We start from the raw sequence: 11,316 nt of genomic DNA, 5'->3' as shown, positions 1-11,316 counted from the left end.
CAGCGCGTGGCGCCCTGTGCCACGCCTGCATGCTTGCGGAACTCTCCATGCGTCTGTTTCACACCTCCGACTGGCACCTGGGCCAAAGCCTGCACGGCCAGGAACGCGATTTCGAACACGCCTGCTTCCTCGACTGGCTGCTCGGCCAACTGCGCCTGCGCCAACCCGACGCCCTGCTGATCGCCGGCGACATCTTCGACACGGTCAACCCGCCGGTCAAAGCCCAGGAGCGGCTCTACGACTTCATCGTCCAGGCCCATGAGCAGCAGCCCAAACTCGACATCGTGATGATCGCCGGCAACCACGACTCCGGCTCGCGCATCGAACTGCCGGCCGCCTTGATGCGACGCCTGCGCACCCATGCGCTGGGCCGCGTGCATTGGCTCGACGAAGGCCAGCTGGACGCCGAACGCCTGTTGATCCCGCTGACCAACGCCCGGGGCAAGGTCTGTGCCTGGTGCCTGGCCCTGCCATTCCTGCGCCCTGCGGAAGTCACCGGCCCGCAACTGGGCGACGACTATCTGCAAGGCATCACCCAGGTGCATCAGCAACTGATCGCCGCTGCCCAGGCCAAGCGCAAGAAAGACCAGGCGCTGGTCGCCATCAGCCATGCGCACATGGCCGGTGGCGCGGTTTCGGAAGACTCTGAACGCAGCCTGATCATCGGCAACGCCGAGGCCCTGCCGGCGCGGCTGTTCGACAAGGCCATCAGCTATGTCGCCCTGGGCCACCTGCACAAGCCGCAACGGGTCAACCGCGAAGAACGCATCCGCTACAGCGGCTCGCCGATCCCGCTGTCGTTCGCTGAAATCAACTACCCGCACCAAGTGCTGGAAATCGAGCTCGACGGCGCCGAGCTGGTCAGCGTCGAGTCTCGCCCAGTGCCGCGTGCCGTGGCCCTGCAACGCATCGGCCCTGCCCCGCTGGGCGAGTTGCTGCAACAACTGACCGACCTGCCGGTGATCGACCTGCTGGAAGACCCCAACCGCCAGCCTTGGCTGGAAGTGCGGGTACGCCTGGACGAGCCGCAGCCAGACCTGCGCCAGCAAATCGAAAGCGCCTTGGAGGGCAAGGCCGTGCGCCTGGTGCGCATCAGCGCCGAATACGCCGGACGCGACCGACAGGACGATGACGAGCAGCCCTTCGTCGAGCTGTCGCAGCTGACCCCGCAAGATCTGTTCAGCCGTGCCTGGGAGCAGGCCTACGGCAACCCGGTGGATGAGCAGGCCCTGGCCGATTTCGCCCTGCTCCTGCAAGACGTCCAGCTGGAGGAGGAGCAACCATGAAGATCCTTGCCACTCGCCTGAAGAACCTTGCCTCCCTGGCAGGCCCGATCGACATCGACTTCACCGCCGAGCCCCTGGCCAGCGCCGGCCTGTTCGCCATCACCGGCCCCACCGGTGCCGGCAAGAGCACGCTGCTCGATGCCCTGTGCCTGGCGTTGTTCGGCGCAGTTCCCCGCCTCGACGACATCGGCCGGGAGGCCAAGGTGCCGGACGCCGACGGCGAGATCCCGACCTATGACCCACGCAACCTGCTGCGCCGGGGCACCGGCAGCGGCTATGCCGAGGTGGACTTCGTCGGCATCGACGGGCGCCGCTACCGCGCCCGCTGGGAAGCCAACCGCGCCCGCGAAAAAGCCAATGGCAAGCTGCAACATAGCCGCCAGAGCCTGTACGACCTGGACAGCGAGCAACTGCTGGGCAGCGGTAAGAACGAATACAAGCAATTGGTCGAGGCGCGCCTGGGGCTGAACTTCGAGCAGTTCACCCGTGCGGTGATGCTGGCCCAGAGCGAATTCGGGGCCTTCCTCAAGGCCGACGACAGAGAACGCAGCGAGCTGCTGGAAAAGCTCACCAACACCGCCATCTACACCCGCCTGGGCCAACGCGCCTTCATCAAGGCCAGGGAAACTGGCGAGCGGCACAACGACCTGAAGAAGCAGGCCGAGCATCTGCTGCCCATGGACGGCGAAGCCCGCGCCGCGCTCGACCAGCAATTAGAACACACCCAGCAGCAATTCAAGGCCGACCAGGCGCGCCAGCGTCAACTGGAGCAACAACGCACCTGGCTCCAAGAGCAGCGCCAGTTGCAGGCCCAGCACACCGAGGCCCAGCAGGCGCTGCACGCGGCCGAACAGGACTGGCAACAACTGGCTGAGCAGCGCCTGGACCTGCAGCGTCTGGAGCGCCTGGCGCCGCAGCGCCACCAGTTCCATCGCCAGCAGGTACTGACCGCACAGTTGACCCCACTGGCCGCGGTGATCGCTGAACAAGCACGCCAGCAAGACGAACTGCAGGCCCGCACGAGCGAATTCGAGCAGGCGCTTGAAGCCGCACGCCAGGCACTTGCCCAGCATCAGGTCCAGCACAACGAAAACGCCCCCCGCCTGCGCCAGGCCTTCGCCGCCCAAGACAGCCTCGCGCGCCTGACTGAAGAGCTGGCCGACCAGCGTACCGCCGCCGCGCACGCCGGCCAGGACGTCACCGACGGCCAGCAGCAATTGCAGCAACTGGAAGAAAACCAGCAGCGCAGCCTGCAAACTCTGGAGCAGATCGACGCGGCGCTCGCGCACAGCGAGCAGCTGTCCGGACTGACCGATGCCTGGCAGGCCTACCTGCCTCAGCTCAAGCAAGTGATGCTGGTGGGCGGTCGCCTGACCAAGGGCCGGGAAGAGCTGCCGGGCCTGCAAGCCCAGGTCAGCCAGGCCAATGCCCAATTGCAGGCCCAGCGTGACAGCTTCGAGCTGTTGTTCCGCGAAGCCGGTGCCGAGCCCCAGGCGCTGGCCGAGCAGATCGACCTGCTGGGCGCCATGCTCCAGGACAACCGCAAACAACAACGTGCGGTCGAAGACCTGTCTCGTCTGCATAATCGTGAACAGGAGCTGCGTCAGACCCTCGCCAGCCTGCGTGAGCGTCAGCAGCAGGCCATGCAGCAACGCCAGCAACTGATTGGCCAAGGCACCGCCGCCAAGGCCGAGCAGGAAGCCGCCGAACAGGCCCTCGCCCTGACTCGCCAACTGCTGGAACGCCAGCGCCTGGCCCGGACCAGCAGTGTCGAGGAGCTACGCGCGCAACTGCGCGACGGCGAGCCCTGCCCGGTCTGCGGCAGCGCCGAGCATCCCTTCCACCAGCCCGAAGCCCTGCTGCAGAGCCTGGGCCGCCATGACCAGGCCGAAGAAGACGCCGCCCGCGCACAGGTCGAAGGGCTCAACAGCCAGTTGGTGGAGCTGCGTACCCAACTGGGCGTGGTCAACGCCCAGCTCAAGGACTACCAGCAGCAACAGGTGCACCTGGGCGAGCAACTGCAACCGCTCGTCGAACAGCTCCAGGCCCATGCCCTGTGGCCCGCCCTCGCCCCGCAGGACGACAACGCCCGCAGCGCCTGGCTCGCTGGGCAACTGCGCCGCCTGGAGGAAGAGATCAACCGCGACGAGCAGCGCCAAAGCGCCCTGCTCACCCTGCAAAAAGACGCTGCCCGCCTGAACCAGCAGTTGCAGGCTGCCAGCGATGCCCAGCAGCAGGCCCAACGTCACCTCGACCAACAACACCAGGCCCTGGCCGCCGACGAGCAACAGCTCGAACAAGGCCTGAACGACCTGGCCAGCGTGCTGCCCAAGGACATTCTCCAGGCCCTGCGCGACGACCCGGCCAACGCGTTCCTGGGCCTCGACCAACAGATCGCCCTGCGCCGCCAGCAGCTCGACCAACGCAAGGACGAACAGGAAGAACAGCAGGCCCGCCAGGCTCAACTGGAGAAACTGCGCGACCAGCAGCAACTGCGCCTGAACACCCAACAGCAGCTTCAGCACAAACTCGCCACCTTGGATGAGCAGCGCCTGCAGGCCCTGGCCACGCTAGCCGAACTGCTCGGCGAGCAGCCCAGTGCCGAGGCCTGGCAACAGCATATGACCGCGCAACTGGAACAGGCCCGCCTCACCGAGGCCGAGATTTCCGAGCGCTTGCAGGCGCTGCGCACCCAAGGCGTGCAATTGGCCGGCGAGCTCAAGGCCAACCGCGAGCGCCAGCACACACTGGAGCAGGAGTGCCAGCAGTTGCAGGGCGAGATCGACCAGTGGCGCAGCGCACATCCCGAACTGGACGACACCGGTCTCGACCGCCTGCTGGCCATCGACGATGCCCAGCTCGGCGAACTGCGCCAGCGTCTGCAAACAGCAGAAAAAGCCATCGAGCAAGGCCGCGTGCTGCTGCAGGAACGTGAGCAGCGCTTACAACAGCATGCCGCCCAAGCCATCGTCGAAGTTGCCCCCGAGGCCCTGGAAGAAGCGCTGGCCACCCTCCAGCAAGCGCTGGCTAGCCAGGAGCAGCAGTGCGCCGAACTGCGCGCCCGTCAGGCCGACGATCAGCGTCGCCAGCAGGCGCACGAGGCACTGGCCGGCGAGATCGACCAGGCTTACCAGCAGTGGCAGCGCTGGGCACGTCTGAATGCATTGATCGGCTCGGCCTCGGGCGATGTCTTCCGCAAGATCGCCCAGGGCTACAACCTGGACCTGCTGCTGCATCACGCCAACAGCCAATTGCGCCAACTGGCCAAGCGCTATCGCCTCAAGCGCGGCGGCAGTGCCCTGGGCCTGCTGGTGCAGGACACCGAGATGGGCGACGAGCTGCGCTCGGTGCATTCGCTCTCCGGTGGCGAGACCTTCCTGGTATCCCTGGCCCTCGCCTTGGGCCTGGCGTCCATGGCCTCCAGCACCCTGCGCATCGAATCGCTGTTCATCGATGAGGGCTTCGGCAGCCTGGACCCGGAGTCCCTGCAGTTGGCGATGGATGCCCTCGACGGCCTGCAGGCCCAGGGACGCAAGGTGGCGGTGATTTCTCACGTGCAGGAAATGCACGAGCGTATCCCGGTACAGATCCAAGTACGCCGCCAGGGCAATGGCCTGAGCGATGTGGAGGTGTGCGGGTGAGGCTCTATTCGTTCCGCCGTTGCCCCTGGGCCATGCGCGCGCGCCTGGCCCTGCGCTATGCCGGGTGCCCGGTGGATATCTGCGAAGTGGCGATGAAGAACAAGCCCGCCGAGCTGCTGGCACTGTCGCCCAAGGGCACGGTGCCGGTGCTCGATACCGGTGACCAGGTGCTCGAAGAAAGCCTGGATATCATGCGTTGGGCCCTGGAGCAGAACGATCCGCAGGATTGGCGCCTGCAGGCGGACCCTGCGGCCTCAGCCCAGGCGCTGGAACTGATCGCGCGCAACGACCAGACATTCAAGGCTCAGGTGAATCTGTACAAGTACGCCGAACGCTACCCTGAACATTCGCGCGAGCACTATCGCCAGCAGGCCGAACCCTGGCTGGCGGAGCTGGAAGGATTGCTCGAAGGCCGTCCCTACCTGCTCGCCGAGCATCCGAGTCTGGCCGATGCCGCGCTGCTGCCCTTGATGCGCCAGTTCGCCGGGGTCGAACCGCACTGGTTCGCCGAGGCGCCCTACCCGCGGGTACGCAGCTGGTTGCAGGGCTGGCTGGAATCAGACCTGTTCAAGGCCATCATGGCCCGCTGATTTCCTCTGTCTGCATGCTGTCCATTCGCAGCAAACCCGTCCCCACAGTGCTTGATAGCGCCGAAGAGCCTGTGGGAGCGGGTTCACCCGCGAATAGGCCAGTGCAACAACAGACCATCGTTCGTGCCTTTTTAGATCGCCAGGATCGGCGAAGAGAACAGCAACAGCACTACCGCCGCGATACGCCACATCATGCTCCACCCCCGGAGTCAAAAATACAGCGTCAAATTTAAACATATGGCGTTGTGCTACCACCACTCTTTCCTGCAATCAATGTGCGTGCTTGCCGCCGAGGGCTGCGTGGAAATGCGCGCTTTGCTGCAGGTACTTTTCGGTATAGCTGTGGGTGACGGACGATTTGCCGCGCACCTCTACCTGGGCATGGGCCGGCAGGACGACAGAGGCGGAAATGGCAGAAGCGGCAATGACCGGGAAGAGATTGAAGTTCATGCGGGCAGTCCTCGACTTCGGTGGTTTGACGGTGGCCGTTGTTGGCCTTGGATCAAACTTACGCCGCCAGGCAGGCCTGCAGAAATTCATTGCGCCAGTAGCGATTATCACGCCGATTGATAGTCACTCGAGAAACTTGAGGTCCGACGGCGCGTCCTGCGGCAAGGTCTGCACGGTCTCGCCGAGCTTGCCGCTTCGTGGGTCACGGCGCATGACCACGATCTGATTGCTCTTCTGGTTGGCCACCAGCAAGAAGTTGCCACTCGGATCGAGGGTGAACTCCCGGGGGTGATCCCCCTCCACCGACCGGCGCTGCAACAAGGTCAGCTGGCCGTCATCCTTGCCCACCGCATATACCACGATCTCATTGGCAGTGCCGCGATTGCTGACATACAGGAAACGCCCGTCGGCCGACAGATGCAGTCCGCCAGAGGCTTTCGCCGCAGCGTCCTGCTGTTCGGTCAGGGGCAGGCGCTGGCGTTCGACCAGATTGCCGTCCTGCACGTCGAACTTCACTACCTCGCCGCTCATTTCCAGGGTCAGGTAGGCGTGCCGGCCCTTGGCGTCGAACAACAGATGACGTGGGCCACTGCCGGCAGGCAACGTCACCGAGGCGGGAATCGCCGGGCTCAACGGGTGCTCAGGGCTGGCGCCGTCATAGCGATAGATGAACACCTTGTCGGCGCCCAGGTCGCTGGCATACAGGTGGCGCCCGTCAGGCGAAAGCACCACCGAGTGCACGTGGGCACCGGCCTGGCGCTCGGGGTTGACCTTGCTTGGGGTATGACGCAGTTGCTGGACCACGTCCTTGAGCTTGCCGTCCCGTGCCACCGGGATCACCACCAGGCTACCGCCCGGCACCGGCGCAACGGCGTAGTTGGCGATGAACAGGTAGCGCTGGTCATGGCTGAGGCTGGCGTGAGTCGGCTCGTCGCCACGGCTGGCCACCTGGTTGAGGGGCTTGATCTCGCCCTGGGTGCCCAACGAAAAACTGCTCACGTGGCCCTGGGGCGTTTCGTTGACCGCGAACAACAGCCGCTGGTCAGCCGAGAGCACCAGCCATGACGGGCTCACGCTCTTGACCACCTGCCGGGGCTTGGCGTCGATCTGGCCGCTGCGGGTATCGAAGCGGTAGCGGTAGATGCCCTGACTGGTGCCGTCGGTGTAGCTGCCGACCAACAGCACGCCCGCCTGGGCGGTGAACGTCAGACCCATGAGACTAGCGATCAGCAGGCTCTTCCAAGTCTTCATCTTCGTCATCTTCCGAGGCGCGCAAGGCATCCATACAGACTAGCCGATGCTCGCCTTCGGCATCGTTGAGCTGCCACTGATCGCCCTCGGCAACCGCGGCGGCAACCTGCTCGGGCGTGAAGCGCCAGCGGCGCAGTTGACGGCCATCCATGCATTCGACCGAAAGGCCATCGGCGTCGAAGGTGAAATCGAAGGCATGCAGCCCGTCGATCAGCAGCATGTCGCAAGATTCGAGGGCATTGGCAAGGGTGGTCATGGGAAGGTCCGCAAAGAAATGGACAGGCATTATAGCCTCGGCGACGCGGCACCTGTGGGAACGAGCGAAGCCTGCGAAGGGCCGCAAAGCGGCCCCCTCAGGATCAATGCGCGAAGATCGACCCGCCCGCCTTGCCCGCCAGCTTCTGCGGACGAATCAGGAACCGCGCCAACGCCGGCAGCAGCCACAGCGCACCGAACATGTTCCACAGCAGCATGAAGGTCAGCATCAGGCCCATGTCGGCCTGGAACTTGATCGCCGAGAAGATCCAGGTGCACACCCCGATGGCCAGGCACAGGCCAGTGAACAGCACCGCCTTGCCGGTGGAGCGCAGGGTTTCGTAATAAGCCTCCTGCAGCGGCAGCCCCGCCCGCAAGAAGCTCTCCAACCGGCTGTAGATATAGATGCCGTAGTCCACGCCGATCCCCACGCCCAGGGCCACCACCGGCAGGGTGGCGACCTTCACGCCGATGCCCATGAAGGCCATCAGGGCGTTGCCCAGCACCGAGGTGAGCACCAGCGGCAGGACGATGCACAGGGTCGCGGCGAACGAGCGGAAGGTGATCAGGCACATCACCGCCACACACAAGTACACCAGCACCAGGATGGTCAGTTCGGCCGACTTGATCACCTCGTTGGTGGCCGCCTCGATGCCCGCGTTGCCGGCCGCCAGGAGGAACTGCAGACCCTCTTTGTCATGGCTGTCGGCAAACGCCTGGGCCGCCGCGGTGACCCGCTCCAGCGTCTCGGCCTTGTGGTCGTTGAGGAATACCAGCACCGGCGCAAGGGAGCAGTCGGTGTTGTACAGGCCATCGGCGCGGGCGATGGAGTTGTTGAGCACGTCCGGGTTGCGCGACAGGGTCTCCCACTTCAGGCTGCCCTCGTTCATGCCCTTGATCACCTGCTTGGACACAGTCACCAGGGAAATCGCCGACTGCACGCCGGGCGTGTTTTCCATGGTCCACATCAGCTCGTCGATCGGCGCCATGGTCGAATGGATCGAGCAGCTCTCGGCCGGCGTCTTGACCATGATCACCAAGACGTCGGAACTGGTGGAGTAGTTGCTGATGATGAAGTTGTTGTCCTGGTTGTAGCGTGAGTCAGGACGCAGTTCCGGCGCACCCTGATCGAGGTCGCCGATCTTCAGGTTCTGGCTGTACCACAGGCCACCGGCAAAGGCCGCCAGGGCCAGGGCGATGGACACTGGCGCCACCTTGGGGCTGGCGAAGTTGGCCAGCAGGCGCCAGAACGGGTGTTCGCGGGTTGCGTCCTTCTTGCTGCGGGCGATGGCTTTCTGGCTGATACCCACGTAGGAAATCGCTACCGGCAACAGGATCAGGTTGGTGAAGACGATCACCGCCACGCCGATCGACGCACCAATGGCAAGCTCGCGGATCACCCCGATGTCGATCACCAGCAAAGTGATGAAGCCCACCGCGTCGGCCAGGATGGCGATCATGCCCGGCAGGAACAGTTGTCGGAAGGTGCGCCGTGCGGCGGTCAGGGCATTGTCGGCACCGCTCGACTGCAACGCGATACCGTTGATTTTCTGCACCCCGTGGGAGATGCCGATGGCGAAGATCAAGAACGGCACCAGCATCGAATACGGATCCAGCCCGAAACCGACCGCGTGCATCAACCCCAACTGCCAGACCACCGCCACCAAGGTGGTGATGAGCACGGCGATGGTGCTGCGGATGCACCAGGTGAACCAGTACAACAGCGCCCAGGTGATGGCCAGGGCCACACCGAAGAACATCACCACCATCACCAAGCCATCGATCAGGTCACCGACCTTCTTGGCGAAGCCGACGATGTGCACCTTCACATTGGGGTTCTGGGCCTGGAACTTGTCGCGGATCTTCTCTTCCAGTTGATGGGAGAACTGCTGGTAGTCCAGCTTGACCTGCTTGCTCTGGTCCTGCGGGTCTGGGTAGCTCTCCATCAAGGGCACGTCGACGATGCTGGACTTGAAGTTGTTGGCCACCAAACGCCCGACCTGGCCGGACTTGAGCACGTTGTCGCGCAGCTCATCGAGGCTTTCGGCCGAGCCGTTGTAGGTGTTGGGGATCACCTCGCCGCCGGCGAAGCCATCCTCGGTCACTTCGGTCCAGCGCACGCTCGGGCTCCACAGCGACTTGAGCCCGGCCCGGTCGACGCCAGGAATGTAGAAGACCTCGTCGTGGATCTGGCGCAGGGTCTCCATGTAGGCCTTGTCGAAGATATCGCCGTTGACCGCCTCCACCGAGATGCGCACGGTATTGCCGAGGTTGGCCAGGTCATTGCGGTGTTCGAGCATCTGTTCGATGAACGGGTGCTGCAGCGGGATCATCTTTTCGAAACTGGTGGACGGGCGGATCTGCGTGGCCTGCCAGAACAGGAAAATGCTCACCAGCAGGCACAGGGCGATGACCACCGGCCGGTTGTTGAAGATCAGCCGTTCGAGCAGGGTCGCTTTGTCCTGATGATGCTGCTGGTGCATGTCGAAATTCTCCCGACGGGTCATCGCTGTTCCTCCTCTGCGCCTTTGGCGGTGGCCAGGTGCACACCACCTTGGCCCACCAGCAGCAGGCCGCCGTTGGCAAGCCCCGTGGCGGCTGACAGCGCCAGACGGTCGGCGCGGTTGTAGACCGTGAAGCTCTGGCCGTCATCGTGGCTGCGCAGCACCGTGCCGCCGTTGCCTACCAGGACCAGGCTGCCATCGTCGAGCAGGGTGGCGCTTGCCAGGCCGAACTCCAGCGAGCCGCGGGCGGCCTTGAGCGCGATCGGCTGCCAGGACTCACCGAAATCGGTGGAGCGGAACAGGTTGCCGCGCAGGCCATAGGCGAGCAGTGTGCGGGGCTGGGCGGTACCGATCACGCCGAACAACGACCCCTCGTAGGGGCCTTCGACGCGCGACCAGCTCTGGCCGTTGTCGCTGGAGCGGAACATGCTGCCCTGCTCGCCGACGATGAACAGGCCAGCGCCCTTGATCGAGGCAATGGCGTTGAGGTGCAACTGATCGGGGTTGTCCAGGCGCTCAGCGATGTCCTGCCAGTGCTGGCCGCCATCGGTGGTCTCGATCAGGGCGCCATAGGCACCCACGGCAAAACCGTGCTGGGCGTCGAGGAAGGTCACATCGAGCAGTGGCGCTTCGCGCGAAAGGTCCTCGAACTGCTTGCTCCAGGTGGCGCCGCCATCGTTGGTGGTCAGTACCTGGGCATCATGGCCGACGGCCCAGCCGCGTTTGTTGTCGAGGAAGAACACGGCCGTGAGCAGTTGCCGAGTGGGCACCCGGGCCTGGGTCCAGGTCTTGCCCTGGTCGTCGGAGAACAGGATATGGCCACGGTCGCCGACCACCACCAGCCGGTTACCGAGCGTGACGGCATCGATCAGCAGGCTCTGGCTGGCCCTGGCCGATTCCACCGAGTATTCCTCGGCAGCGGCAGCCTGCGCGCTACCTGCTCCTGTCGCCATGGCCAGCGCCAGCCACATACTGGCCGCCAGTGGCCATGCACCACGCCGCGCACGCACGCTTGTCCGGTCTCTCATGACCGCCCCCTTTTGTGTTCTTGTAGTGGGTAAGGCCATTGGCGGGTGCTGCGAAAAGCCTGTTCCAGAGCACCGCAATAGCTTTGGGGCCATCCTATCGGGGATGTCGGCGGGAAAACAACGAGCGGGACGTTATGTTTTGTTAAGCACTAGAACATGACGGACAAGGGCGAGGCCCTTGCCAGGGGACGCGGTGCTGTCTTCGCGGGCAAATCGCAGCGGTGGTTCGGCGCTCCGATTTACCCGCAAATTGGCCATTGCAGGCAACACAAAAAACAAGGCGGTTGCCCCGTCAGGGGCTGTGAACCGCC

At 64.4% G+C, this 11,316-nt stretch carries 8 protein-coding genes; 3 read left to right on the top strand and 5 right to left on the bottom strand.

The annotated features are described in order from the left end of the window. Positions 1-47 precede the first annotated feature (47 nt). The 3 genes from IEC33019_RS03405 to IEC33019_RS03395 are packed head-to-tail and all read left to right on the top strand — an operon-like array spanning position 48 to position 5,517. A complete protein-coding gene (locus IEC33019_RS03405) occupies positions 48-1,286 on the top strand; it encodes an exonuclease SbcCD subunit D C-terminal domain-containing protein (RefSeq protein WP_070092531.1) in 1,239 nt (412 codons plus the stop codon). Next, positions 1,283-4,927, top strand: a complete 3,645-nt coding sequence (locus tag IEC33019_RS03400) for an AAA family ATPase (RefSeq protein ID WP_099593041.1) — start codon at positions 1,283-1,285, stop codon at positions 4,925-4,927. Before IEC33019_RS03405 ends, IEC33019_RS03400 begins: the two co-directional genes overlap by 4 nt. Then, positions 4,924-5,517: a glutathione S-transferase gene (locus tag IEC33019_RS03395; RefSeq protein ID WP_070092533.1), complete on the top strand. Its 594-nt coding sequence runs from the start codon at positions 4,924-4,926 to the stop codon at positions 5,515-5,517. Before IEC33019_RS03400 ends, IEC33019_RS03395 begins: the two co-directional genes overlap by 4 nt. Before the next feature lie 270 nt (positions 5,518-5,787). Here IEC33019_RS03395 and IEC33019_RS03390 read toward each other — a convergent pair whose 3' ends face one another. The 5 genes from IEC33019_RS03390 to IEC33019_RS03370 all read right to left on the bottom strand — a co-directional run bounded on the left by IEC33019_RS03390 (position 5,788) and on the right by IEC33019_RS03370 (position 11,005). Continuing rightward, positions 5,788-5,967: a hypothetical protein gene (locus tag IEC33019_RS03390; protein ID WP_070092534.1), complete on the bottom strand. Its 180-nt coding sequence runs from the start codon at positions 5,965-5,967 to the stop codon at positions 5,788-5,790. A gap of 123 nt (positions 5,968-6,090) precedes the next feature. Next, positions 6,091-7,227: a lactonase family protein gene (locus tag IEC33019_RS03385; RefSeq protein ID WP_212632837.1), complete on the bottom strand. Its 1,137-nt coding sequence runs from the start codon at positions 7,225-7,227 to the stop codon at positions 6,091-6,093. Further along, entirely contained in the window at positions 7,187-7,474 is a 288-nt protein-coding gene (locus tag IEC33019_RS03380; protein ID WP_070092536.1) for a DUF5629 family protein, read from the bottom strand. The genes IEC33019_RS03385 and IEC33019_RS03380 overlap by 41 nt, the downstream gene beginning before the upstream one ends. A 103-nt stretch (positions 7,475-7,577) precedes the next feature. Next, on the bottom strand, positions 7,578-9,980 hold the full coding sequence (locus IEC33019_RS03375) for an efflux RND transporter permease subunit (RefSeq protein ID WP_070092537.1): 2,403 nt from the start codon (positions 9,978-9,980) through the stop codon (positions 7,578-7,580). Beyond that, positions 9,977-11,005, bottom strand: a complete 1,029-nt coding sequence (locus tag IEC33019_RS03370; protein WP_070092538.1) for a WD40/YVTN/BNR-like repeat-containing protein — start codon at positions 11,003-11,005, stop codon at positions 9,977-9,979. Before IEC33019_RS03370 ends, IEC33019_RS03375 begins: the two co-directional genes overlap by 4 nt. Between the last annotated feature and the right edge of the window lie 311 nt (positions 11,006-11,316).

Origin of the sequence: Pseudomonas putida, assembly GCF_002741075.1 — a bacterium.
Lineage (GTDB): Bacteria > Pseudomonadota > Gammaproteobacteria > Pseudomonadales > Pseudomonadaceae > Aquipseudomonas > Aquipseudomonas putida_T.
Note: the sequence above shows the minus strand (reverse complement) of the source record. Positions and strands in the feature narration are given on the sequence as shown.